The sequence below is a fragment of the Noviherbaspirillum malthae genome, assembly GCF_015352985.1.
In the GTDB taxonomy this organism is placed as follows: Bacteria; Pseudomonadota; Gammaproteobacteria; order Burkholderiales; family Burkholderiaceae_D; genus Noviherbaspirillum; species Noviherbaspirillum malthae.
This window is the reverse complement of sequence record NZ_JACYXF010000001.1, coordinates 262,727-285,745: the sequence shown is the minus strand read 5'-3', so window position 1 is coordinate 285,745 and position 23,019 is coordinate 262,727. Positions and strand designations below refer to the sequence as shown.

21 protein-coding genes are annotated in these 23,019 nt (G+C 62.0%); 7 read left to right on the top strand and 14 right to left on the bottom strand.

Annotated features, from left to right (window positions below; translation table 11 throughout):
* The first annotated feature begins 4 nt into the window (after positions 1 to 4).
* Genes IGW03_RS01395 through IGW03_RS01385 form a run of 3 tightly spaced genes read left to right on the top strand, consistent with a single transcriptional unit; the run spans position 5 to position 2,666 of the window.
* Positions 5 to 1,195 carry a DUF3426 domain-containing protein gene (locus IGW03_RS01395; RefSeq protein ID WP_194721188.1) on the top strand — a complete coding sequence of 397 codons (1,191 nt, stop codon included), beginning with the start codon at positions 5 to 7 and terminating at the stop codon, positions 1,193 to 1,195.
* A gap of 47 nt (positions 1,196 to 1,242) precedes the next feature.
* Positions 1,243 to 2,184, top strand: coding sequence for a carbohydrate kinase family protein (locus tag IGW03_RS01390; RefSeq protein WP_194720709.1), 942 nt, complete (start codon positions 1,243 to 1,245; stop codon positions 2,182 to 2,184).
* Positions 2,185 to 2,207: 23 nt separating this feature from the next.
* Positions 2,208 to 2,666, top strand: coding sequence for an outer membrane lipoprotein (locus IGW03_RS01385; RefSeq protein WP_194720708.1), 459 nt, complete (start codon positions 2,208 to 2,210; stop codon positions 2,664 to 2,666).
* Positions 2,667 to 2,808: 142 nt separating this feature from the next.
* Here the strand turns inward: IGW03_RS01385 and IGW03_RS01380 are convergent, their stop codons facing one another.
* The 10 genes from IGW03_RS01380 to IGW03_RS01335 form a co-directional block, all read right to left on the bottom strand.
* The gene (locus IGW03_RS01380) at positions 2,809 to 3,351 is read right to left on the bottom strand and encodes a YggT family protein (protein WP_194720707.1); all 543 of its coding nucleotides are present in this window, start codon (positions 3,349 to 3,351) and stop codon (positions 2,809 to 2,811) included.
* 96 nt (positions 3,352 to 3,447) lie between these two features.
* Entirely contained in the window at positions 3,448 to 4,134 is a 687-nt protein-coding gene (locus tag IGW03_RS01375) for a histone (RefSeq protein WP_194720706.1), read from the bottom strand.
* A gap of 233 nt (positions 4,135 to 4,367) precedes the next feature.
* Complete coding sequence (locus IGW03_RS01370; RefSeq protein ID WP_194720705.1) at positions 4,368 to 4,547, bottom strand: hypothetical protein; 180 nt, start codon at positions 4,545 to 4,547, stop codon at positions 4,368 to 4,370.
* 113 nt (positions 4,548 to 4,660) lie between these two features.
* The gene (locus IGW03_RS01365) at positions 4,661 to 5,842 is read right to left on the bottom strand and encodes a ribonucleotide-diphosphate reductase subunit beta (RefSeq protein WP_194720704.1); all 1,182 of its coding nucleotides are present in this window, start codon (positions 5,840 to 5,842) and stop codon (positions 4,661 to 4,663) included.
* An 89-nt stretch (positions 5,843 to 5,931) separates the two neighbouring features.
* A complete protein-coding gene (locus IGW03_RS01360) occupies positions 5,932 to 8,889 on the bottom strand; it encodes a ribonucleoside-diphosphate reductase subunit alpha (RefSeq protein WP_194720703.1) in 2,958 nt (985 codons plus the stop codon).
* A 375-nt stretch (positions 8,890 to 9,264) separates the two neighbouring features.
* Entirely contained in the window at positions 9,265 to 9,870 is a 606-nt protein-coding gene (ampD, locus tag IGW03_RS01355) for a 1,6-anhydro-N-acetylmuramyl-L-alanine amidase AmpD (protein WP_194720702.1), read from the bottom strand.
* Positions 9,867 to 11,351 (bottom strand): sigma-54-dependent transcriptional regulator, encoded by a 1,485-nt coding sequence (locus tag IGW03_RS01350; RefSeq protein WP_194720701.1) that lies wholly within the window; start codon positions 11,349 to 11,351, stop codon positions 9,867 to 9,869. Before IGW03_RS01350 ends, ampD begins: the two co-directional genes overlap by 4 nt.
* A gap of 29 nt (positions 11,352 to 11,380) precedes the next feature.
* On the bottom strand, positions 11,381 to 13,069 hold the full coding sequence (locus IGW03_RS01345) for a sensor histidine kinase (protein ID WP_194720700.1): 1,689 nt from the start codon (positions 13,067 to 13,069) through the stop codon (positions 11,381 to 11,383).
* Positions 13,070 to 13,113: 44 nt separating this feature from the next.
* A complete protein-coding gene (locus IGW03_RS01340) occupies positions 13,114 to 13,374 on the bottom strand; it encodes a PP0621 family protein (protein WP_194720699.1) in 261 nt (86 codons plus the stop codon).
* Entirely contained in the window at positions 13,371 to 14,180 is an 810-nt protein-coding gene (locus IGW03_RS01335; protein WP_194720698.1) for a cytochrome C assembly family protein, read from the bottom strand. Before IGW03_RS01335 ends, IGW03_RS01340 begins: the two co-directional genes overlap by 4 nt.
* A 271-nt stretch (positions 14,181 to 14,451) precedes the next feature.
* Between IGW03_RS01335 and ffh the strand changes: the two genes are divergently transcribed.
* Positions 14,452 to 15,819 carry a signal recognition particle protein gene (ffh, locus tag IGW03_RS01330; protein WP_194720697.1) on the top strand — a complete coding sequence of 456 codons (1,368 nt, stop codon included), beginning with the start codon at positions 14,452 to 14,454 and terminating at the stop codon, positions 15,817 to 15,819.
* A gap of 398 nt (positions 15,820 to 16,217) precedes the next feature.
* Positions 16,218 to 16,724 (top strand): SWIB/MDM2 domain-containing protein, encoded by a 507-nt coding sequence (locus IGW03_RS01325; protein WP_194720696.1) that lies wholly within the window; start codon positions 16,218 to 16,220, stop codon positions 16,722 to 16,724.
* 121 nt (positions 16,725 to 16,845) lie between these two features.
* Here IGW03_RS01325 and IGW03_RS01320 read toward each other — a convergent pair whose 3' ends face one another.
* Positions 16,846 to 17,412 carry a lytic transglycosylase domain-containing protein gene (locus IGW03_RS01320; RefSeq protein ID WP_194721187.1) on the bottom strand — a complete coding sequence of 189 codons (567 nt, stop codon included), beginning with the start codon at positions 17,410 to 17,412 and terminating at the stop codon, positions 16,846 to 16,848.
* A 50-nt stretch (positions 17,413 to 17,462) separates the two neighbouring features.
* Entirely contained in the window at positions 17,463 to 19,187 is a 1,725-nt protein-coding gene (locus IGW03_RS01315) for a proline--tRNA ligase (RefSeq protein ID WP_194720695.1), read from the bottom strand.
* A gap of 197 nt (positions 19,188 to 19,384) precedes the next feature.
* Between IGW03_RS01315 and IGW03_RS01310 the strand changes: the two genes are divergently transcribed.
* Positions 19,385 to 19,960, top strand: a complete 576-nt coding sequence (locus IGW03_RS01310; RefSeq protein WP_194720694.1) for an RNA pyrophosphohydrolase — start codon at positions 19,385 to 19,387, stop codon at positions 19,958 to 19,960.
* Between the two features lie 52 nt (positions 19,961 to 20,012).
* Positions 20,013 to 20,549 (top strand): CNP1-like family protein, encoded by a 537-nt coding sequence (locus IGW03_RS01305; RefSeq protein WP_228534887.1) that lies wholly within the window; start codon positions 20,013 to 20,015, stop codon positions 20,547 to 20,549.
* A 90-nt stretch (positions 20,550 to 20,639) separates the two neighbouring features.
* Here the strand turns inward: IGW03_RS01305 and proB are convergent, their stop codons facing one another.
* Positions 20,640 to 21,758: a glutamate 5-kinase gene (proB, locus tag IGW03_RS01300; RefSeq protein ID WP_194720693.1), complete on the bottom strand. Its 1,119-nt coding sequence runs from the start codon at positions 21,756 to 21,758 to the stop codon at positions 20,640 to 20,642.
* A gap of 120 nt (positions 21,759 to 21,878) precedes the next feature.
* Entirely contained in the window at positions 21,879 to 22,988 is a 1,110-nt protein-coding gene (gene obgE / locus IGW03_RS01295) for a GTPase ObgE (RefSeq protein WP_194720692.1), read from the bottom strand.
* Between the last annotated feature and the right edge of the window lie 31 nt (positions 22,989 to 23,019).

Sequence of the window (23,019 nt, the reverse complement as noted above, 5' to 3'; positions counted from 1 at the left end):
TGCAATGGCGCTTGCTACCCAATGTCCGCATTGCCATACGACATTCCGGGTCGCGCATGACCAACTGAAGCTGCGTGCCGGACTGGTACGCTGCGGCGCCTGCAAGCAGATTTTCAACGGCATCGAAAACCTGCTGCGGCCGGAAGAACTGCAGGCCGCCGGCAAGCCGCAAGGTGCCACCTCCGCAGTGCCGCCAAGTTCCACGCCTTTCTCCACGCCGCCCTCCCCGCCTGCCGATTCTCCTGTACCCGGACAAGCCTGGGGCGATACCTCGGCTTCGCCGGCGCCGGCGGAAACAGATGCCGATCCGGACGCAGGCGGCCAGTTTTCTCCTCCCGCAGCGGAACAGGCATCGGCGCCATCCAGCATCAGCAGCGATGCAGATGATCCACAGGGTCCCCCGGCACCCGCTGCTGCCGGCGCGCCGCAAGTGGACGGTGCAACCGGAACGGAAGACAAGCCCGACCCCCTGCTGCGCATGACGCTGATGGATATCGCGCACCTTCCGCTGCGCCCTTCCCGCGACGACACGGAAGCGCCGGATGCGAACGCCGCGCATGATCCGGTGGAACAGGCCATCGACGATCTGCAAGCCAAGCCGTGGAGAAGCAAACCGGTCGAATCGGATGCTGGCGATGCGCTCGACCAGGCCGATGCCGCCGATTACGAAGAGCCCGGCTTCGTCCGCGAGGCGCGGCGCAAGCAGCGCATCTCGCGCGGCCTGAATATATTCATGGTGCTGGCGTCGGCGCTCCTGCTGGGAATATTCCTGGCCCAGGCAGCTTACGTCTTCCGTGACAAGATCGCCGCCTACTTCCCGGGCGCCCAGCCTCTGCTCGCGGCGGCCTGCGAGCGCAGCGGATGCCAGGTAGGCCTGCCAGCACAGGTCGAGGCGGTTTCGATCGAGTCCAGCGAACTGCAGGCCCTGGCGCCCGACAGCGACAGCTTCAGCCTGTCGCTGCTCCTGAGGAACCGCGGCAATACCGCCCAGGCCTGGCCCAGTATCGAGCTGACGCTCAACGATGCTGCCGAAAAGCCCTTGCTGCGCCGCGTTTTCTCGCCGCGCGATTACCTGCCGACGGGCCAGGACCTGAACCAGGGCTTCCCCGCAAAATCCGAACAGGCGGTCAAGATTCATTTCAGCCTCACGCAGCTGAAAGCAGCCGGTTACCGCGTGTATGTGTTCTATCCCTGACCGCTTCGTCAGTTCCCATCCTTTTTACATCACCGAATAACATCACCATGACATCCCTCATCTGCGGTTCGCTGGCGTTCGATTCCATCATGCAGTTCGGCGGACGCTTTTCCGAAGCCCTCCTCGCCGACCAGCTGCACAAGATCAACGTGGCCTTTCTGGTGCCGGAGATGCGCCGCGAATTCGGCGGCTGCGCGGGCAACATCGGGTACAACCTGAAGCTGCTGGGCGGCGATCCCCTGATTATGGCGACGGTCGGCCAGGACAGCGCGCCGTATATCGAAAGGCTCGACCGGCTGCAGATTTCGCGCCGCTGCGTCCGTCTCGTCGACGATGCCTATACCGCGCAGGCCTTCATCACCACCGATGCCGACAACAACCAGATCACCGCCTTCCATCCGGGAGCGATGACCATGTCGCATCAGAACAAGGTGGCCGACGCCGGCAAGGTCAGCATCGCGATCGTCGCGCCGGATGGCCGCGACGGCATGCTGCAGCATGCGCAGGACTGCGCCGACCTGGATATTCCGTTCATTTTTGATCCGGGTCAGGGCTTGCCGATGTTTAACGGCCCGGAGCTGGAACGTTTCATTGAACTGGCCACTTATGTTGCAGTCAATGATTATGAAGCGGAACTGCTGACCGAGCGGACCGGCCTGTCGCTCGCGCAGATCGCGGAACGCGTATCGGCACTGATCGTGACGCGCGGCGAACAAGGCGCCGACATCTTCACCGGCGGCAGGCACGTCGAGATTCCCTGCGTGAAGGCCGACAGCGTGGTCGACCCGACCGGATGCGGCGATGCCTTCCGCGCCGGACTGCTGTACGGCCTGAGCCACGGCATGGATTGGGAAACCACCGGCCGTCTGGCAAGCCTCATGGGGGCGATCAAGATCGCGCACCAGGGCGGCCAGAATCATGCGCCGACGCGCGCCGACATCGAGGCCCGCTTCGAACAGGCATTCGGCTACCGTTTCCAACCGGCGTAACCAACTTTTTTGCAGGAGGAAGCATGTGCGTCAAGGGTCTGTCACGGACCGCGATACTGCTCTCGGCATTCACGCTGGCCTCCTGCACTTCCAATCCGCCGTCCCATCCCATCACCTCCTCGACCCAAGGGGTCACCGTCGTCCAGACGGGGCAGGTCACCGAAGTGAGGGACATCACCCGCCATGACGGCCGCAGCACGGGCCTCGGCTCCTTCGTCGGCAGCATTCTCGGCGGCATCGCGGGAAGCAACATAGGCAGCGGCACCGGCAGCGCCGTGGCAGGCATCGGCGGCGCGATCGCGGGCGGCATGGCCGGCCAGCACGCCGAACAATCGGGTTCAAGGACCACCGGCACGGAAGTCACGGTGCGCCTGGACAATGGAGAAGCCCGGACTTATGCCGTCGCACCGGAAGACAATTTCCGCGTCGGCGAGACGGTGCGCGTGTCCACCAATAATGGCGTGGTGCGCGTCACGCGCTGATTCGCTTCTTTTCACGGTTTGGAATGGGCCGGCAAGGCATACCTCATGCCGTGCCGACTGGCCTCTGGCTGCGGCGCCTTCAGCCGGATGCCGGAAGCATCATCACGCAGGCGCGGCACCGATGTGACTGCGCCTGTCTGCCTCACAGCAGGGAAGTAATCACCGCCCTTGCCACCATCATCGCAATCTGCAAAAGAATGAGGGCCACCAGGGGGCTCAGGTCGATATTGCCGACCAGCGGCACGACACGGCGCAGCGGACGCAGCAGCGGGTCGTTCAACGCACGGATGAAAGGCGCGAGCGGCGCATGCGGATTCACCCAGCTGAAGATGGCTTCGATGATGAGCAGGCCGATGAAGCCATAGAAGATCCATTCACAGAGGCGCAGCAGCGACAGCACCACGAGGAAATCCGGCGCGAGGCGGGATGCGATCGCAAGATCGATGGCGATCGAAAGCACGATGATCAGGACTGCACCGATCAGGCTGGCCCAGTCGTAGCCGCCCACGCCCGGCAGCAGGCGCCGCAGGGGTCGCACGAGCCAATCGGTCAGTTGAAAGATGAACTGCCCGAGGGAAGTCGGGGGTCTTACCCTTACTACCTGCATCCAAAAACGCAGCAACAGGACACCACCCAATACACTTGCAATGGTATCGACGATCAAGGTAAGTATGCTAGTCAGCACTATCTGGTCTCCACAAGAAAAAGCCCGTTGTGCGGCTAAGGGCCACGCAACGGGCATTTTGCCTGAAGTTAATCAGGCGCGTGAGCAAGCTCAGCGTTAGGGACGTGTGCCGGTCGGAAACGGCCAGGCCGCTGCCGGGTTCAACACAGTCTTTACTGCAGGCGCTGCAGCCGGTTTGGCGGCAGGCTTGGCAGCCGGCTTCTTGGCTGCTGCAGCTTTCTTGGGAGCGGCGGCTTTCTTGGGAGCTGCTGCCTTCTTCGCTGCCGGCTTCTTGGCTGCTGCGGCTTTCTTAGGAGCTGCTGCCTTCTTCGCTGCCGGCTTCTTGGCTGCTGCGGCTTTCTTAGGAGCTGCTGCTTTCTTCGCTGCCGGCTTCTTGGCTGCTGCGGCTTTCTTAGGAGCTGCTGCTTTCTTCGCTGCCGGCTTCTTGGCTGCTGCGGCTTTCTTCGGAGCTGCTGCTTTCTTCGCTACCGGCTTCTTGGCTGCTGCGGCTTTCTTCGGAGCTGCTGCCTTCTTCGCTACCGGCTTCTTGGCTGCTGCGGCTTTCTTCGGAGCTGCTGCTTTCTTCGCTACCGGCTTCTTGGCTGCTGCGGCTTTCTTCGGAGCTGCTGCTTTCTTCGCTACCGGCTTCTTGGCTGCTGCGGCTTTCTTCGGAGCTGCTGCCTTCTTCGCTGCTGCCGGCTTCTTGGCTGCTGCGGCTTTCTTCGGAGCTGCTGCCTTCTTCGCTGCTGCCGGCTTCTTCGCCGGGGCTGCCTTCTTAGCAGCCGCTTTCTTTGCTGTTGCCATTTGTTTCTCCTTCACGTGATGGAAAATTCAAACTTCGAGGTTGTAAACCCGCCTGTCCCATCGCGATGAGCCATGCGGATTATTCATCGGCACAAGCAAGCGTCTGCTTGCACTAATGAATTCGGCACCAGCTGAACTGCTGCATCACCTCAAACATGCAGCACTTCAGCCTCTTTCAGCTACGCCTCTCTTCTGCAAATCACTGCTGCGCGTCAGCAATGACGGAGGACTTCTTACCGCGCGCAATTGGCGCTGCGGTTGCCGTAGCCAAAAAAAACGCCGGCAACAATGCCGGCGAGGGAATACGCTTTCTGAAAAACCACCAGATTTTTCAGAGAAAAAGCCGCCTTGCCCGACAGCGTCGGGCTCAGCGGCGTTAACAGTGATGATCCTGTCGTTCGTCTACTGTCCATCAAATTTGGTGATAGTCCTTGGGTGATCGGTCAGCTTTTCTTGTTCCGCATCCGGTACCTTGTTGGCTGACCGCTTTATCTCCATCACCTCGCTCATAACGAGTCGAGATTTTTTATTCCCAGCTCAGTGCGCCACCGGTCTGGTATTCGATCACGCGAGTCTCGAAGAAGTTGCGCTCCTTCTTCAGGTCGATCATCTCGCTCATCCACGGGAAGGGATTCTCTTCCTGCGGGAACATCGGATCAAGACCGATCTGTTGTGCTCGACGATTTGCGATGAACCTCAGGTACCCTTTGAACATCGTCGCATTCAAACCAAGCACTCCACGCGGCATTGTATCCTCTGCGTAGCGATATTCCAACTCCACAGCGCGCAAAAACAACGATTTAATCTCTTCGCGGAATTCGGCAGTCCACAGATGCGGATTCTCGAGCTTGATTGTATTGATGAGATCGATCCCGAAGTTGCAGTGCATCGACTCATCGCGCAGGATGTATTGATACTGCTCAGCTGCACCCATCATCTTGTTCTGACGGCCGAGCGCGAGGATCTGCGTGAAGCCCACATAGAAGAACAGGCCTTCCATCAGGCAGGCGAACACGATCAGCGAACGCAGCAGCGTCTGATCCGCTTCGACGGTACCGGTCTTGAACTCCGGATTGGTCAGCACGTCGATGAACGGGATCAGGAATTCATCCTTGTCGCGGATCGACGGGACTTCGTGATACGCGTTGAAGATTTCGCCTTCGTCGAGACCGAGCGATTCCACGATGTACTGGTAGGCATGCGTGTGAATTGCTTCCTCGAATGCCTGGCGCAGCAGATACTGGCGGCACTCGGGCGCGGTGATGTGGCGGTAGGTGCCCAGCACGATGTTGTTGGCGGCGAGCGAGTCGGCCGTCACGAAAAAGCCGAGGTTGCGCTTGACGAGGCGGCGCTCGTCTTCGGTCAGGCCGTTCGGATTCTTCCACAGCTCGATGTCGCGCTGCATGTTGATTTCCTGCGGCATCCAGTGGTTGGCACAGCCGGCCAGATACTTGTCCCACGCCCATTTGTACTTGAAGGGGACGAGCTGGTTGACGTCGGTCTGGCCGTTGATGATGCGCTTGTCGGCGGCATTGACGCGGCGCGATGCATCCGCGGATTGAGCCGTGGGCTGCGACGGATTCAGTCCGGCGCTGGCGAACTGGGCGCCGAGGGATTGCGATGCCGACGGAGCGGCCGGCGCCAGCATCGGTTGCGGAGCCTGAGCGGGTTTGGCGGCTGGAGTTACTTCGTCATCCCAACTGAGCATGGTTGTTCTTCCTTACGAATATTGTAGTGGTACTAGCGTGATGTTCAAGCCGGCGCCGCAAACTTTGCGCGCCGGCTTCATGCCGAATATTACTGGCAGGCTTCGCACTCATCGAAGCCGGGGTCGCCCGGACGCAGCATGCACGCCGGTCCTGCGAGCTCCTCTTCGGCGACCGCTCCTGCCTGCACTGCCGGAGCTGCCGAAGCGGATGCCGCAGATGCCGCAGATGCCGCTGCCGCCATGCCGCTGCCGACGCCGGAAGTCACCGATACCGCGTTGAGCGCGCCGGCCTTGGTGGTCGACTTCTCGGCATGGGTGGCGCCGATGGTGCGCAGGTAGTAGGTGGTCTTCAGACCGCGCAGCCATGCCAGCTTGTAGGTCTCGTCCAGCTTCTTGCCCGATGCGCCGGCCATGTAGATGTTCAACGATTGCGCCTGATCAATCCATTTCTGGCGGCGCGATGCGGCTTCCACCAGCCACTTCGGCTCGACTTCGAACGCGGTCGCGTAGATCTCGCGCAGATCTTCCGGAATGCGGTCGATCTTGGCGAGGCTGCCGTCGAAGTACTTGAGATCGGCGACCATCACTTCATCCCACAGGCCGCGTGCCTTCAGGTCGCGCACCAGGTGTTCGTTGATCTCGGTAAATTCGCCCGACAGGTTCGACTTCACATACAGGTTCTGGTAGGTCGGCTCGATGCAGGCGGACACGTCGATGATGTTCGAGATGGTCGCCGTCGGCGCGATCGCCACGCAGTTCGAATTGCGCATGCCGAACTCCTTGATGCGGGCGCGCAGTGCCGTCCAGTCCATGGACTCCGTAGTATCGACCTCGAGATAGCCGCCGCGTTCCTCGGCCAGCAGGCGCAGGGAATCCTGGGGCAGGATGCCGCGATCCCACAGCGAGCCGCGATAGGAGCTGTAACGGCCGCGCTCTTCCGCCAGTTCGGTCGATGCCCAGTAGGCGTAGTAGCAGACGGCTTCCATCGAACGGTCGGCGAATTCCACCGCATCCATCGATGCATACGGGATACGCATCATGTGCAGGCAGTCCTGGAATCCCATGATGCCCATGCCGACCGGACGATGGCGCAGGTTGGAATCGCGCGCCTTCTTGACCGCGTAATAGTTGATGTCGATCACGTTGTCGAGCATGCGCATCGCGGTGCGGATGGTCTTCTCCAGCTTGGCATGGTCCAGCTTGCCGTCCTTCATGTGGGCAGGCAGGTTGACCGAGCCGAGGTTGCAGACCGCGATTTCGGAGTCGTTGGTGTTGAGCGTGATCTCCGTGCACAGGTTGGAGCTGTGGACGACGCCGACGTGCTGCTGCGGAGAACGGATATTGCAGGGATCCTTGAACGTGATCCACGGATGGCCGGTCTCGAACAGCATCGACAGCATCTTGCGCCACAGGTCGAGCGCCTGCACCTTCTTGAACAGCTTGAGCTCGCCGCGTGCAGCCTTCGCTTCGTAGCCGGTGTAGGCTTCCTCGAAGGCCTTGCCGTATTTCTCGTGCAAGTCGGGAACGTCGGAGGGCGAGAACAGCGTCCATTCGCCCTTCTCCATCACGCGCTTCATGAACAGGTCGGGAATCCAGTTCGCGGTATTCATGTCGTGGGTGCGGCGGCGGTCGTCGCCGGTGTTCTTGCGCAGGTCGAGGAATTCCTCGATGTCCATGTGCCAGGTTTCCAGGTAGGCACAGACGGCGCCCTTGCGCTTGCCGCCCTGGTTGACCGCGACGGCGGTGTCATTGACCACTTTCAGGAAGGGGACCACGCCCTGCGACTTGCCGTTGGTGCCCTTGATGTGGGCGCCGAGCGCGCGCACCGGCGTCCAGTCGTTGCCCAGGCCGCCGGCGAACTTGGCCAGCAATGCGTTTTCCTTGATCGCTTCATAGATGCCGTCGAGGTCGTCGGCGACGGTGGTCAGGTAGCAGGACGAGAGCTGCGAACGTTGTGTGCCGGAATTGAACAGCGTCGGCGTCGAGCTCATGAAGTCGAACGAGGACAGCAGGTTGTAGAACTCGATGGCGCGCGCTTCGCGGTTGATCTCGTTGAGCGCGAGACCCATCGCGACGCGCATGTAGAACGCCTGCGGCATTTCGATGCGGGTGCCTTCGATGTGCAGGAAGTAGCGGTCGTACAGGGTCTGCAGGCCGAGGTAGCCGAACTGCAGGTCGCGTTCCGGCTGCAGCGCCTCGGCCAGCTTGGCGAGATCGAACTGGGCCAGCTTGGTGTCGAGCAGTTCCGCCTCGATGCCCTTCTTGATGTATTTCGGGAAGTAGTCGAGGTAGTGCGCGGCGGCATCGGCCTGCGCGACTTCCTGGCCGAAGACTTCCTTGCGGATGGTGTGCATCAGCAGGCGAGCGGTGACCTTGCTGTAGGCCGGATCTTTTTCCATCAGCGCGCGGGCAGCCAGGATGGCGGACTTGTACAGCTCTTCGACAGGGACGCCGTCGTACAGATTCTTGACGGTTTCGGCCAGGATGGCTTCCGCATCGACGTGCTTTTCCAGGCCGACGCAGGCGGCGGTGATCAGGCTGCGCACTTCGCCGAGGTCGAGCAGGCGGCGCTGGCCGTCTTCGGTCACGTGCAGCTGCGGCGCATCGGACGGCTTGGCGGCTTGCTGCTGCGCGCGTTCTTCCATGCGCTTGGCGCGATACAGCACGTAGGCGCGGGCCACGTCATGTTCGCCGGAACGCATCAGCGCCAGTTCCACCTGGTCCTGCACGTCTTCGATATGGAAGGTCCCGCCTGCCGGCTGGCGGCGCACCAGCGCCGATACCACGCCGGCGGTGAGCTGCTCGACCAGCTCGCGCACGCGCGCCGATGCCGCGCCCTGTCCGCCGTTCACGGCGAGGAAAGCCTTGGTCATCGCAATGGAGATCTTCGACGGCTCGAAGCCAACCACCGCGCCATTGCGGCGGATGATCTTGTAGTCGCCGAGGTTGATGTTCATGTTGGCGGTGGAAGCCGAGGTAGGAGCATGAGGAGGGACCAGGCCGAATTCGGTGCCGGACTTTTGTGAAACTTCTTGCGTTGAGTGCATCTCGCCTCCAGACGTATCGCGACAGCTATGCAGCTGCGATGGTTATCAATTAGAACGCCCCTTGCAGGCAACGTTCGCGTGTCCGAAGCAAGCCGGTCCCAGCGGCGCGAGCGACGCCCTGCCCGGGGTCTGGCATCGTGCCGTTCGGCTTGCATTCGTATGGGAGAGCTGTTCGCTGCCCACCCGTCACTGCGTGTTTTACACTGAGGAACTACTTGAACAGCCCTTGTTGGGGAGTATCGGGGGTGACTACTAGATCTAGTGGTGCATGCCTCGATTGATACTAATTCTAGTGCCGGGTTTGGAGGTATGCAACCCTTTTTGTTTGATCCGCAATAAAAATAGACAAGCTTTGGACTTGACTTTTTGCACGATTCACGCAGGAAAGACGAGCGTTTTTAAGGAGGATGGTTCAGCCGTTTGCCCGACTGTTTGATGAATCAATGACTTGCGATAACCCTCCCAGTCGAAGAATGGACCGGGATCGGTCTTGCGGCCGGGCGCGATGTGTTCATGGCCCGCCACGGCGGCCAGCGGATAGCGCTGCATCAGCGCCGAGGTCAATGCCGAGAGCGCTTCATACTGCGCCGGCTCGAAGGGCTGGAAGTCGCTGCCTTCGAGCTCGATGCCGATCGAGAAGTCGTTGCACCGCTCGCGGCCGCAGAACGATGACAGCCCTGCATGCCACGCCCGGTCGTTGGCCGACACGAACTGCATGATGTGGCCGTCGCGGCGAATCAGGAAATGCGCAGAGACCTTCAGCGTCCGCAGCAGATCGAAATACGGATGCGCATCGCAGTCGAGGCGATTGCCGAACAGGTCGGCGATATAGGGGCCGCCGAACTGTTCGGGCGGCAGGCTGATGTTATGGATGACGAGCAGGTCGATGACGGTGTCCGGCTGGCGCGCGTCGAAATTCGGCGAAGGCTGGCGCTCGACATCGCTTGCCCAGCCGTCTTCGTTGATGAAGTAGCGTTTCATTGTTCTGAGTGGGAAATCGAGAGGCGTCGCATGCGGTATTGCATCTGGCGGCGGCTCAGCCCGAGCTTTTCCGCCGCCTGCAACGGGTCGAAGCCTACGCTTTGCAGCGTGCGCTCGATGATCTGGCGCTCGACCTTGTCCAGCTGATCGAGCAGGGAAGCCGGCTGCGGCACTTCAGCCGCAACGACTGCGGATGCGGAAGGCAAAGCAGGAGCTGCCTGAGCGGCCAATGGCGCCGCAGCGGGAGCAGGGTCAGAAGCAGGTGCCGTCACAGGCGCCGCCGGCCGGCCTGCGGGCTGGGGCGAATCGGGCACTCCCGAGGCGCCGCGCTTGAGTGCGAGGTCCGCCACTTCGATCACGCCGTCATTGGCAAACGCGATCGCGCGTTCGAGCACGTTCTCAAGTTCGCGCACGTTTCCAGGAAACGAATAGCCTCGCAGCGCATCCAATGCCGCCGGCGACAATACCGTCGGCGTGCCCGGACCGGAGAGGCGGGCAAGAATCGCGTCGGCGAGCAATGCGATGTCGTCTAGCCGTTCGCGCAGCGGCGGCAGGCGCAGTTCGATCACATTGAGCCGGTAGTAGAGATCCTGGCGGAACCTGCCCTGCTCGACGCACTCGGCCAGGTTCTGGTGCGTTGCGCTGACCAGGCGCACGTCGACCGGCTCCTCGGTGGTTGCGCCCACCTTGCGCACGCGCCGCTCCTGGATCGCGCGCAGCAGCTTGACCTGCATCGGCAGGGGCAGGTCGGCGACTTCGTCCAGCATCAGCGTGCCGCCATTGGCCGCCTGGAAGAAGCCTTCGCGATCGTCGTTGGCGCCGGTGAATGCACCCTTGCGGTAGCCGAAGAACTCGGCTTCCATCAGGGCTTCCGGAATCGCTCCGCAATTGACGGCGATGAAGGGCTTGTCCGCCCGTGCGCTGTGCGCATGGATGTCGCGCGCGGCCAGTTCCTTGCCGCTGCCCGACTCGCCGGTGATGGCGACCGGCGCCATGCTGCGCGCGAGCCTGACGATCTGCGCGCGCAGGTCCTGCATCACCGCGGACTGCCCCACCAGCGGCGATGCGACTCCGCCGGCCGGTGCCGCAGCCGCGCCGGCAGGGACATCGGCTTTGCGGATGCGCAAGGCCGACTGCACCATCAGCCGCAGCTGGTCGAGGGCCACCGGCTTGCTGAGATAGTCGAAGGCGCCCGCCTTCAGCGCCGATACCGCATTGTCGGTGCTGCCGTAGGCGGTGATGACCGCGATCGGCGTATTCCTGTATTGCGCGCTGACCTCGCGCACCAGTTCGATGCCCAATCCGTCCGGCAGGCGCATGTCAGTCAGGACCAGGCCGTACTCGTTTTGCATGAGCCGGCTGCGCGCGGCAGCCAGGCAATCGGCGCTGTCGACATCGAGGCCCATCTTGATCAGCGTGATCTCGAGCAATTCGCGCAGGTCGGCTTCATCATCGACTACCAGGATACGGGGTGCGGTCATGTCTATATATATAGTGGGGTGGCCGGAGCCTAGATGGCGAAGGTGATCACGAAGCGTCCGCTGGGCTCGCCCGCATCCTGTCCGCCGCCCGGCAGATCCGTGCGGTATTCGTAATCCAGCATTGCGCCGTTATTCAAGCACAATTCGCGCGCGACGTAGAGACCCAGGCCGGTGCCCTTGCTCGACGTGGTGTAGAAAGGCTCGAACAGATGCGCGCGGACCTCGGGCGTAATGGCTGGACCGTCATCCTGAATGTGAAGTTCCAGGCGGTTGGCCGTCGGTAACACCGCATGGATGGAAATGCTGCCCGGCCGGCCGCTGGCGTAGCGAAGCGCATTGGTGAGCAGGTTGACGACGATCTCGCGCAGATGAAGCGGGTCGAAGCGCACCTGCAGGTGTGCGGTGTCTTCCAGCCTGATCAGGCCCGGCGCCATCTTGTGCGTCGCGCCGAGTTCGCTCACGAGCTCGGACAGGAAAGGCGCGAGCCGCACGGGGTCGGTCTGCGCATGTGCCTTGCGCGACAGTTTCAGGATGTCTTCGATCAGGCGGTTCAGCCGCACCACGTTGTCGCTGACGATATTGAGCAGGCGCTTCTGGGTCGGGTCCAGCGCGTCTTCACCCAGCAGCGACGCCGCATGCGAAATCGCCGACAGCGGATTGCGCACTTCATGCGCGATGCTGGCCGTCAGGCGCCCCATGGACGCCAGTTTCAGCTGCTGCGCCTGGTTTTCTATTTCGCTGACGTCCTGCAGGAAGATGACGGTGCGGTCGTTGGTCAGGCCGACACCCTCGACCGTGGCGAAACGCAGCTTGAGATGCGAGGCGAGATCGCGGCGGCCATCGCGGGTATTGCCGCGCGTGTTGCCGCCCACGGGCTTGACGGTGACATAGATCGACGATGACCCGTCATGCGCCATGCGCAGGGAATCGCCCTTGCGCCATGCTGCGAACGCATCGGCGATCGGCCCCAGCGCGGGCAGGTCGGCCAGCTTGTAGCGAGGCCGGCCGTAGGCAACCGACATGCCCAGCATGCGTTCGGCCGCGGGATTGCCGGCGAATACCTCGGTGTCGTCGCCGACCACGAGAATGCCGTCGCCCATGTCGGCAATCACCAGCCGGTTGATGGCTTCCTGCAATTGCAGGTCCCTGCCGCGCTGCGCTGCCAGTGCCTCCTGCTTGATCAGCCGAGCCGCCAGACGGTTGATCAGGAAGATGGCGGCGAAGAAGGCCGCGCCATACAGTCCGGCTTGCGACGGCGAGACATCGGCCATCGAAGTGAACGTCTGGTAAACGCTCTCGCCCAGCAGCACCAGCGTAACGATGGAGACGAAAAACAGCGCTATTACCAGCGGCGCGAGAATGGCTGCGCCCGACAGCGGGAACAGATAGAGAATCGCAAGACCGCTGCGCGCGCCGCCGGCGAAGACGTAGAGCAATGAAATCGCCCCGATATCGATGACCAGCTGGGTCAGCAGCTGCAGCATGAAGCGCCGCTTCACATAAGCCGACATCAGGCCGAAACCGATCGCAAGCAGCAGGTACAGCAGGCAGGTTTGCCAGTCGGCAAACCGGTCGGACGCCTGTTCTCCCCTGATGGCGCTGATGCCGAAATAGACCAGCAGCACCACGGTGATGAGAATGCGCGTCATGCAGAAGGTCTGGAGCGTGCGCCAGAACGTATCGCGGCTTTCCAGCGGCAGGGCGGAAATCGGATGCATCGGATTATTGTCCGGCCGGCTTCCGGACCACGGCCGGGCCGAACCTACCGCCGCTCATGTTCAAGGCGGTGATCTTCGCTGCAGAAGGGAGCGCCGGTGGCGCCGATCACGGCTTCGGAATAAGGCAGATAGATGCCGCATCGGGTGCAGGCAATCATTACTTCCCCATCGCCGGGACCCGGCCGGCCGGCCGAGGGCGATGCCCGATCCGGACCAGACTTGCGGGATGCCTGCTGCTTTTTCCGCGAGAGGAAAATCCAGAACACGACCAGCGCCGCAACCAGCACCCAGATCAGCAGCTTCATGCCAGGCTCCGGTGAAGCACCACTTCCAGCACGAAACGGCTGCCGACATAGGCAAGCAGCAGCGTGGCGAAGCCGGTCAGCGTAAAGCGCAGCGCCGTCTTGCCGCGCCAGCCGCGCCAGAACCGGCCCGCCAGCAGCAGGCCGAACAGCGCCCAGGACAGCATGGTGAAGATGGTCTTGTGGTCCCAGCGGAAGGCGGTGCCGAACAGCTCTTCCGAGAAAAACACGCCCGACAATACCGTCAGCGTCAGCAGAGCGAAACCGAAGCTGATCAGGCGAAACAGCAGCCTTTCCATGGTCAGCAAGGCCGGCAGGCGCTCGATCGCCACCGCCAGCCAGCGGCCGCGCGCCTCTCCTGGCGGCGCATGCAGCTGCGACTCCTGCAGGGCCATCAGCACCGCATGAAACGCGGCAATCGTCAGCGAGCTGTAGGCCAGGATGGCGATGGCGACATGCCACGGAAACAGGGCGGAGCGTCCCTCCAGCGGTATCAGGCTGCCCGGGAAGACAACAGGAAGGACGACCGCCAGCGCAGCCGTCGGCAGCACCAGCACGCGCAAGCCGTCGAGCGAGAAATTGCGGTTTTCAAGCCAGTAGGCGGCAACCGAAATCCACAAGGTGGCCGACAGCACGATGGCAAAGCCGATCCGCAGCGTGCCCGGACTGAGCATGTCCGCCCACAATGCTCCGCCGTGCAGCGCCCAGCCGGTCGCGGTCGCCACGGAAATGGCCACGCGCTGCTTCGATGGCAGGGCGGCACCGGCCGCATAGAGCAGGGCTGCCAGTACGAAAAAATAGGTATGCATTATGCAGGGAGATATTGGCCGGGGCCGGATTCATTGGAGTTCCGGGTGAGTTTACTACACCGCGTGTGTCAGGTGCGGGCGGAAAGGCCGCCGGCGGCACGCTTGCAGGCTTTGCATCCTGGCATGCCGGCGTGACATCGGGCAGACCGTGCAGACCGTGCAGACCGTACGGGCCTTGCAGCGGGAGGAAAAAGCGGCATCGGGTAGAATGAATGTTTTCCGCTGCCCCTTCGGCGCGGCGCCCGTTCAACTGCAGAAAACCCGTCCTCCCATGCTCGACAATCTTACCCAACGGCTTGCCAAAGTCGTCAAAACGATGCGCGGTGAAGCGCGCCTGACCGAATCCAATACCGCGGAGATGCTGCGCGAGGTCCGCCTGGCGCTGCTCGAAGCCGACGTCGCGCTGCCCGCGGTGCGCGAATTCATTGCCCGCGTCAAGGAAAAGGCGATGGGCGAGGAAGTCATCGGCTCGCTGACGCCGGGCCAGGCGCTGGTGGGCGTGGTGCAGCGCGAGCTGGCCGCCATCATGGGCGGCGACCTCGGTCCCGAAGCGTCCCAGCTCAATTTTGCAACCCAGCCGCCGGCGATCATCCTGATGGCCGGCCTGCAGGGCGCCGGCAAGACCACCACCGTCGGCAAGCTTGCCAAATTTCTCAGGGAACAGAAGAAGAAAAAGGTCCTCACCGTTTCCGCCGACGTCTACCGCCCGGCCGCGATCGGCCAGCTGCAGACGGTGACCGGCCAGGTCGGCGCCGACTTCTTCCCGTCCCAGCCGACCGACAAGCCGGTCGACATCGCGCTCGCCGCGCTCGACTATGCGAAGAAGCATTATCACGACGTGCTGATCGTCGATACCGCCGGCCGCCTGGGTATCGACGAGGCGATGATGCAGGAAATCGCTGCCCTGCACGCTGCGCTCAAGCCAATCGAAACCCTGTTCGTCGTCGACGCCATGCTGGGCCAGGATGCCATCAATACCGCCAAGGCCTTCAATGACGCCCTGCCCCTGACCGGCGTCGTGCTGACCAAGCTCGACGGCGACGCCCGGGGCGGAGCGGCGCTGTCGGTGCGGCACATCACCGGCAAGCCGGTCAAATTCGCCGGCGTGGCCGAAAAGCTGGACGGTCTGGAGCCTTTCGATCCGAACCGCATGGCCAATCGCATCCTCGGCATGGGCGACATCCTGGCCCTGGTCGAGGAAGCCCGCAAGGGCGTCGATGTCGAAGCCGCGAAGGATCTGGCCGACAAGATCAAGGGCGGCGGCAAGTTCGACCTCAACGACTTCAAGTCGCAGCTCAGCCAGATGAAGAAGATGGGCGGACTGTCCGGCCTCATCGACAAGCTTCCCGCGCAATTCCAGCAGGCGGCAGGCAATGCCGACATGGACCAGGCGGAAAAGCAGGTGCGCCGCATGGAGGGCATCATCAATTCCATGACGCCGCAGGAACGCGCCAAGCCCGAACTGATCAAGGCATCGCGCAAGCGCCGCATCGCGGCGGGGGCCGGCGTGCAGGTCCAGGAAGTCAACCGCATGCTGTCGCAGTTCGAGCAGATGCAATCCATGATGAAGAAGCTCAAGGGCGGCGGCATGATGAAAATGATGCGCAGCATGAAGGGAATGATGCCCGGCGCGAGGTAATCGCCAGCGGCCTTCCTTGATTCGCGGCGGCCTTCTGAGCCGCCGCGGCCTTCCTTCCCTCCCGCGTTCTTCCCTGCTTTTCCTCGTTTCTTCCCCTCCTCTCGGCCTCCTCGGCTTCACCTGCCCTGCCCGTCATGCGATGGCTTTGTCGTCGCTTCCTCCTGCTTTCCGGCCCCTCGGGTTCATCGAATCGGATGCCTGTTTTCGGTCCGAACGGAGCGCATCCGAAGACCGTTTGAATTCATGCGTTTTCCCCTATGAAGAAAAGCCTTGACGCCCTCTGGAGAATTCATAACAAAACGATCAAAAAACACTTGCATACCACGTGAAACCGCACCACTATTAGCGTTGCGTGATATGACGCAATTTCCCACACACTTTGTGAAGGAGGCTTGAAGATGGCAACAGCCAAGAAACCCGCGGCCAAGACGGCCGCCAAGAAGCCCGCAGCGAAGAAGGCAGCGGCAAAACCCGCAGCAAAGAAAGCAGCTCCGGCAAAGAAGGCCGCGGCACCCGCCAAGAAGGCAGCCGCAAAACCGGCAGCAAAGAAGGCAGCAGCAAAGCCCGTAGCGAAGAAGGCAGCCGCTCCGGCGAAGAAGGCCGCAGCACCCGCCAAGAAAGCCGCTCCGGCAAAGAAGGCCGCGAAAGCGCCCCGCAAGCCCAACGCTGCATTCATGAAGCCCCTGACTCCGTCCGAAACGCTGGGCGCAGTGATCGGCGCCAATCCGCTGCCTCGCACTGAAGTCACCAAGAAGGTCTGGGACTACATCAAGAAGAACAAGCTGCAGGATGATGCGAACAAGCGCATGATCAATGCAGACGACAAGTTGAAAGCCGTGTTTGGCGGGAAGAAGCAAGTGTCGATGTTCGAAATGACCAAACTCATTTCCAGCCACCTGCAATAATTTGTCTTTCCGGAAGCCAAACAAAAACGCCCGCATCGCGCGGGCGTTTTTGTTTGTGGGGCGGGACGGCCTTTGTAGGGTGCATCAGGTACAGCGCTGCCAGGCCCACCTCATTGTTTGCCTATTGCTTGAATTCCCAGCGCTTCCATGCCGCCAGCACGGCATTGGGATACTCGGGCCTGCCCCGGCTGCCGTTATAGCGCCCGAGCGCCAGATACAGGTCGCCCTTCTCCATGTCCAGGTAGAGCCGCAGGATCGAACATCCATAGCGCAGGTTGGTCTGCATGTTGAACAGCTTCCTGCGGTCGCCGTCGCCGATGACGCGGGTCCAGAAGGGCATCACCTGCATGTAGCCGTGGGCACCCACATGCGAGACCGCGTACTTGCGGAAGCCGGATTCGACCTGGATCAGGCCGAGCACCATGGCCGGATCGAGCCCGGCCCGCTTGGCCTCGTACCAGGCGGTCTGCAGGAATTCCCGCCTGACCTGCATGTCGGGCAGGCGCTTCTTGAGCCGCTCGGACATTTCTCCCAGCCAGTGCAGATACTTGATGCGCTCCTCGATATCGGGAAATTCCGGCTTCGGCGGACGGGCATCGCTGATGGACCGAGCAAGGGCGAGGCGGACCGAATCGGCCAGCGCCTCCTCCTTCTGATTGCCGGCATGCGCGCAGAGACTTGCCGCCATGGCCGCGAGCGCGGCCAGACGGCGCAGGGACAGACACTTCACGCTGCGGCTCAGGAGGCGAGCTTGGCCTTGATGAAGTCGAGCATCTCGGCTACAGGAACCGGCGTTGCCGCAGCATCGCGCCGGCCCTGGTATTCGAGCTTGCCTTCCTTGAGGCCGCGGTCGCCGACGACGATGCGATGCGGCACGCCAATCAGTTCCCAGTCGGCAAACATGACGCCCGGGCGTTCGCCGCGGTCATCCACGATCACATCCGCTCCCGCGGCCAGCAGGCCTTCGTACAGCCTGTCGGTTTCGGCCTTGACGGCTTCGCTGCGGTCATAGCCCATCGGGCACAGGACGATCTCGAACGGCGCGATCGACGCCGGCCAGATGATGCCCTTGTCGTCGAAATTCTGTTCAATGGCGGCGCCCAGGATACGGGTGACGCCGATGCCGTAGCAGCCCATCTGCATCAGCTGCGGCTTGCCGGTCTCGTCGAGATAGGTAGCCTTCATGTCCTCGGAATAACGGGTGCCGAGCTGGAAAACATGGCCCACCTCGATGCCGCGCTGAATGGCGAGGCTGCCCTTGCCGTCGGGGGATGCATCGCCGGCGACCACGTTGCGCAGGTCGGCCACCACCGGTTCGGGCAGATCGCGGCCCCAGTTGACGCCGGTATAGTGGAAATCTTCCTCGTTGGCGCCGCAGACGAAATCGGCCATCTGCGCCACGGTGCGGTCGGCCACGACCTTCACCGGTTTCTTCGTGCCGATCGGGCCGAGATAGCCGGGCTTGGTGCCGAACCATTCCAGGATTTCGCCTTCGCTGGCGAAACGGTAGCCGGAAAGACCGGCCACCTTGGCCGCCTTGATCTCGTTCAATTCATGGTCGCCGCGCAACAGGAGCAGCCAGATTTCCTTTTCCGCATCTTCCTTCTCCACGGCGAGGACGATGGATTTGACGGTCTGCGCCAGCGGCAGGCCGAGCAGTTCGGCCACATGCTCGCACTTGGCCTTGCCCGGCGTGGGCGTCTTGGCCAGCGGCTGGGCTGCCGCGGGACGCTTGCCCGTGGGCGCCAGCGCCTCGGCCGCCTCGATATTGGCCGCGTAGTCGGATTCGGGGCAGTAGACCAGCGCGTCCTCGCCGGTATCGGCGATGACGTGGAATTCATGCGAACCCGAGCCGCCGATGGCGCCGTTGTCGGCAGCCACCGCCCGGAATTGCAGGCCGAAACGGTCGAAGATGCGCACGTAGGCGTCGTACATCGCCTGGTAGGAGTCTTGCATTCCTTCCACATCGCGGTCGAAGGAATAGGCATCCTTCATCGTGAATTCCCGGCCGCGCATGAGACCGAAGCGGGGACGGCGCTCGTCGCGGAACTTGGTCTGGATATGGTAGAAGTTGACGGGCAACTGGCGGTAAGACCGGATTTCGGTGCGAACCACATCGGTGATCACCTCTTCCGAGGTCGGCTGGATCGCGTAATCGCGGCCGTGGCGGTCCTTCACGCGCATCAGTTCGGGGCCCATCTTGTCCCAGCGGCCGGTCTCCTGCCACAGTTCCGCAGGCTGGACCACCGGCATCAGCAGTTCCACCGCGCCCGCACGGTTCATTTCCTCGCGCACGATGTTTTCCACCTTGCGGATCACGCGCAGGCCCATCGGCATGTAGGTATAGATGCCGGAACCGAGACGTTTGATCATCCCGGCGCGCATCATCAGTTTGTGGCTGATGATTTCGGCGTCGGAGGGAGCTTCTTTTAGAGTGGAAATAAAAAATCGTGATGCGCGCATGGCGGTGAATTCTTTTTAAAAAGAGAGGGTTATAATCGACTCAATTTTAAAGGATTAGCTGGCTGATGCATCCATTACCGACACATTTGATTCACGCATGCGCTTCCGTCCTGCCGAGGCAGGTACGCAGCGGCGCGGGGCATGCAAAATTTGTAACGATGAGGGTCATCTAGCCGCAGAAAGTTTTGAGGTGCAACATGCTGGACCGGGAAGGCTTCCGCCCGAACGTCGGCATTATCCTGCTTAATACCCATAACGAGGTGTGGTGGGGTAAAAGGGTGCGCGAACATTCGTGGCAATTTCCGCAAGGCGGCATCAAGTTCGGGGAGACTCCCGAGCAGGCGATGTACCGCGAACTGGAGGAAGAAGTTGGCCTGAAGGCCGAACATGTAAAAATCATCGGTCGCACGCGCGACTGGCTGCGCTATGAAGTCCCGGATCGCTTCATCAAGCGCGAGATCCGCGGACACTACAAGGGGCAGAAGCAGATCTGGTTCCTGCTGCGCATGGTCGGCCGCGACTGCGACATCAATCTCAGGGGCACCGACCATCCCGAGTTCGATGCGTGGCGCTGGCACGATTACTGGGTGCCGCTGGATGTGGTGATCGAGTTCAAGCGCGAGGTCTACCAGAAGGCGCTGCAGGAATTGTCGCGCTTTCTGAACAGGCCGCCCCATGGCCAGCGGCATGGCGGCGCGCGTTATCTGCGCCAGAACCATGGCAGCCGCAATGCGATCGACATGCAGCCCGCGGCCAAGCCGAAAACAGAATGAGATCAGGCAGGCCGTGCACACGGCCTGCACCGCATTCCAGAGAGGATATTCAATGACCGCAGGATGTTTCCGTGCGGCGGTGGCGGGAGGCCTGATGCTTCTTGCCGCCAGCGCACAAAGCCAGTCCCGATTCGAGGAAGAATTCGACGACAAGGACAAGCCCTGGCAGGAAATCGCCATTCAGCTGCCAGCCCCGCCGAAGCCCGAGAATCTGTTGCCGTTCTACTCCAACGAGAGCGGAACCCAGTCATTCGCCATCGATCCCGCTTCCGTTTCGCGCGGGACTGACAATGTCGTGCGCTATACGCTGGTATCCGTCAGCAATGGGGGAGCGCGCAACGTCAGTTATGAAGGCATCCGCTGCGAGAACTACGAACGCAAGCTCTATGCATTCGGGCAGGCCGACGGCACCTGGTCCCGCTCCCGGCGGGATCAGTGGGAAAGGATTTCCAACAATACGCTGCAGCGCCAGCATGCGGTACTGGCCAGGGATTATTTCTGCGAGCAGCTTACCGTAGCGGGAACGGCAGAGCAGATGGTGGCCAGAATCCGCGACAAGCGGCCGATGAGCTCGCAGCTCTACAAGTAGCGCCTGAAAAAGGAAAAGCCGGACAAGCCGCAGATCGGCTTGTCCGGCTTTTTTGCATGTTTACTCAGCCGGAGCCGGGAGCTGGTGTGCTCAGAGCAACACCATATTGTCCCGGTGAATCAGTTCCGGGTCTTCCATGAAGCCGAGTATGGACAGGATTTCCGTCGAAGGACGCCGCATGATCCGCCGCGCTTCCGAACTGGTGTAATTGCTCATGCCACGCGCGACTGCGCGTCCCTGTTCATCGATGCAGGTGATGACATCGCCGCGGCCGAAATCGCCGGCGACTTCAATGACGCCGATCGGCAGCAGCGACTTGCCCTCGCCCGTCAGTTTCTGCACGGCGCCGGCGTCGAGCACGACCCGGCCTGCGGTTTGCAGATGATCTGCCATCCACTGCTTGCGGGCTGTCAGCTGCGCCGTCTGCGCGACCAGCTGGGTGCCGATGGCCTCGCCTCCCGCCAGACGCGTCAGCACCTGGTCTTCCCTTCCCCAGGCAATGACGGTATGTGCTCCGGAGGTCGCGGCGCGCTTGGCGGCCAGGATCTTGGTCAGCATGCCGCCTCGCCCGATGCCGGTGCCGGCCCCGCCCGCCATCGCTTCAAGCGTCGGATCGCCGGCCTTGGCCTCGTGCACGAATTGCGCCGCGGGGTCCTTGCGCGGATCGGCGGTATAGAGTCCCTTCTGATCGGTCAGGATCACCAGCGCATCGCCTTCGATCAGGTTGGCGACCAGGGCGCCCAGCGTATCGTTGTCGCCGAACTTGATTTCATCGGTGACTACCGTGTCGTTCTCGTTGATGATGGGAATGACGCCCAGATGCAGGAGCGTGAACAGGGTCGAGCGCGCATTCAGATAGCGCTCCCTGTCGGCCAGGTCGGCATGGGTGAGCAGAACCTGGGCGGTGCGCAGCGCATGGTGCCGGAAACTGGTCTCGTAGATTTGCGCAAGACCCATCTGGCCGACCGCCGCACAGGCCTGCAGTTCATGAATGGAGGTCGGACGGCGATCGAAGCCGAGACGCTGCATGCCTTCGGCGATCGCGCCGGAACTGACCAGCACCACTTCCTTGCCAAGCGCGCGCAGCTGCGCAATCTGCTCCGCCCACTTCGCGATTGCAGCGGCGTCGAGCCCCTTGCCGTCATTGGTGACCAGCGAGGAGCCGACCTTGATGATGAGACGTTTGGCCTTCTGGATGACAGAATTCATAGGTAATGGAATCGGATACACGCGAAGAATACGCCAGAGGCCTCGCCGCAGAAGCGGCAGCCCCGGGAACCGGCGCCGCGACGCGCCGTATTCGCGCGTTCGGCCAGCCGGCCGGAAACATTATTCCATGACTTTGAAGCGCGGGTCATCCGGATCGATGGAGCTGATGGCCCTTGCCTGCTCGGCGATCTGGGTCTCCTCGGACCGGAACTCCTGCTGCCGCTGCTCCGCGAGGTATTCGTAGATGGCCATGATGAGGTCTTCGCAGCCTTCGCGCGTCAATGCCGATATCTCGAAAACAGGTCCCTTCCAGCCGAAACGCTTGATGAAGTCCTTGACCCGCTTCTTGCGCTCGTCTTCCGGCACCATGTCGAGCTTGTTCAGCACCAGCCAGCGCGGCTTGTCATGGAGCGATTCATCGTATTTCTTCAGCTCCTTGACGATCGCCTTGGCTTCCTTGACCGGATCCACCGTTTCCTCGAACGGAGCGAGATCGACGATATGCAGCAGCACGCGGGTACGCTGCAGATGACGCAGGAACTGGTGTCCCAGGCCCGCTCCTTCGGCCGCGCCTTCGATCAGCCCCGGGATGTCGGCGATGACGAAACTCTTTTCATGGCTGACGCGCACCACGCCGAGATTGGGATGGAGGGTGGTAAACGGATAATCCGCAATCTTCGGGCGCGCGTTGGAGACCGCCGTAATGAAAGTGGACTTGCCCGCATTCGGCATGCCGAGCAGGCCGACATCGGCCAGCACCTTCAATTCCAGCTTGAGTTCACGGCGTTCGCCTTCCTTGCCGTCGGTCTTCTGGCGCGGAGCGCGGTTGGTCGAGGACTTGAAATGGATATTGCCCCAGCCGCCTTCGCCGCCCTTGGCCAGCAGTACCGTCTGGCCGTGATCGGTCAGGTCGGCGATGATTTCGCCGGTGTTGTAATCGCTGACGAGCGTGCCGACCGGCATGCGCAGGGTCACGTCGTCGGCGCCCTTGCCGTAGCAGTCCGAACCGCGGCCGTTTTCCCCGTTCTTCGCCTTGTGCAGCTTGGAATACCGGTAATCCACCAGCGTATTGATGTTGCGGTCGGCCACCGCCCAGATGCTGCCGCCCTTGCCGCCGTCGCCGCCGTCGGGACCGCCGAAAGGACGGAATTTTTCGCGGCAAAACGACGCGACGCCGTTACCGCCGTCCCCAGCAATGACTTCAATTTTTGCTTCGTCGATAAATTTCATGATTTGCCGCCAAAAATTGCTGTAAAAACTA

Coding starts and splice junctions, on each gene's coding strand:
- IGW03_RS01370 (WP_194720705.1), bottom strand. CDS start 4,547: ATGGACAGTAGACGAACGACAGGATCATCACTGTTAACGCCGCTGAGC.
- IGW03_RS01385 (WP_194720708.1), top strand. CDS start 2,208: ATGTGCGTCAAGGGTCTGTCACGGACCGCGATACTGCTCTCGGCATTC.
- IGW03_RS01395 (WP_194721188.1), top strand. CDS start 5: ATGGCGCTTGCTACCCAATGTCCGCATTGCCATACGACATTCCGGGTC.
- proB (WP_194720693.1), bottom strand. CDS start 21,758: ATGAATTCTGTCATCCAGAAGGCCAAACGTCTCATCATCAAGGTCGGC.
- IGW03_RS01335 (WP_194720698.1), bottom strand. CDS start 14,180: ATGCATACCTATTTTTTCGTACTGGCAGCCCTGCTCTATGCGGCCGGT.
- IGW03_RS01325 (WP_194720696.1), top strand. CDS start 16,218: ATGGCAACAGCCAAGAAACCCGCGGCCAAGACGGCCGCCAAGAAGCCC.
- IGW03_RS01305 (WP_228534887.1), top strand. CDS start 20,013: ATGACCGCAGGATGTTTCCGTGCGGCGGTGGCGGGAGGCCTGATGCTT.
- IGW03_RS01390 (WP_194720709.1), top strand. CDS start 1,243: ATGACATCCCTCATCTGCGGTTCGCTGGCGTTCGATTCCATCATGCAG.
- IGW03_RS01345 (WP_194720700.1), bottom strand. CDS start 13,069: ATGCATCCGATTTCCGCCCTGCCGCTGGAAAGCCGCGATACGTTCTGG.
- IGW03_RS01365 (WP_194720704.1), bottom strand. CDS start 5,842: ATGCTCAGTTGGGATGACGAAGTAACTCCAGCCGCCAAACCCGCTCAG.
- ampD (WP_194720702.1), bottom strand. CDS start 9,870: ATGAAACGCTACTTCATCAACGAAGACGGCTGGGCAAGCGATGTCGAG.
- IGW03_RS01350 (WP_194720701.1), bottom strand. CDS start 11,351: ATGACCGCACCCCGTATCCTGGTAGTCGATGATGAAGCCGACCTGCGC.
- IGW03_RS01375 (WP_194720706.1), bottom strand. CDS start 4,134: ATGGCAACAGCAAAGAAAGCGGCTGCTAAGAAGGCAGCCCCGGCGAAG.
- ffh (WP_194720697.1), top strand. CDS start 14,452: ATGCTCGACAATCTTACCCAACGGCTTGCCAAAGTCGTCAAAACGATG.
- IGW03_RS01360 (WP_194720703.1), bottom strand. CDS start 8,889: ATGCACTCAACGCAAGAAGTTTCACAAAAGTCCGGCACCGAATTCGGC.
- obgE (WP_194720692.1), bottom strand. CDS start 22,988: ATGAAATTTATCGACGAAGCAAAAATTGAAGTCATTGCTGGGGACGGC.
- IGW03_RS01315 (WP_194720695.1), bottom strand. CDS start 19,187: ATGCGCGCATCACGATTTTTTATTTCCACTCTAAAAGAAGCTCCCTCC.
- IGW03_RS01310 (WP_194720694.1), top strand. CDS start 19,385: ATGCTGGACCGGGAAGGCTTCCGCCCGAACGTCGGCATTATCCTGCTT.
- IGW03_RS01340 (WP_194720699.1), bottom strand. CDS start 13,374: ATGAAGCTGCTGATCTGGGTGCTGGTTGCGGCGCTGGTCGTGTTCTGG.
- IGW03_RS01320 (WP_194721187.1), bottom strand. CDS start 17,412: ATGGCGGCAAGTCTCTGCGCGCATGCCGGCAATCAGAAGGAGGAGGCG.